This is a genomic window from Vibrio sp. 10N.222.52.B12 (genome assembly GCF_002875385.1).
Taxonomy (GTDB): domain Bacteria; phylum Pseudomonadota; class Gammaproteobacteria; order Enterobacterales; family Vibrionaceae; genus Vibrio; species Vibrio jasicida.
The window spans coordinates 1-480 of sequence record NZ_MDAW01000020.1 but is presented as its reverse complement, the minus strand read 5'-3'; the positions used below and the strand labels follow the sequence as shown (position 1 = coordinate 480).

The following is a 480-nucleotide window of genomic DNA, read 5'->3' as shown; positions in this document are numbered from 1 at the left end:
GACTTTCATTTCGATGAGCATGTCATTACTTTCTTCTTCATCTAGAAGTGTGTATTTCAGCCCCTTCCTTGCTGGTATCAACCAATGCCTATTAATACCGCTATTTTGAAGAGAGAGAAGTAAGTCTGAACCGTAAAACCCTTTATCCAGTAACGTCACAGAGTTATCTGGCAAAGAGTCGATGAAGGGCATAGCAAGCGGGATTTCACCACGCCGATAGGGGCTTATGGTGGCGTCAACGATGACATGAGAGCGGACATTCATTATAGTCACAACTCTTAGCACTGGATGCGGTGTCTGTCTGTTGCTAGAGGTATTACCCGAGCCAAAGTGCTCTCTAAGTTCGGGAGTATCCGCGGTTCGAAAAAGAGCACCGTCTACAGCAAAAACTTGTAATCCTTGCCATGTATCATCACGGTATCGTTCAAGACCCCACGTCCGTCCACATTGTTTAAACAGCCACTCTGGTGCAGCTTTGCC

Annotated in this window: 1 protein-coding gene; it reads right to left on the bottom strand. The window is 46.2% G+C overall.

Going from position 1 to position 480, the window contains the following annotated elements; all coding sequences use genetic code 11:
* Positions 1-480, bottom strand: a 480-nt coding sequence (locus tag BCT11_RS01245) for a transposase (protein ID WP_133152126.1), incomplete at both ends; no start/stop codon positions are given.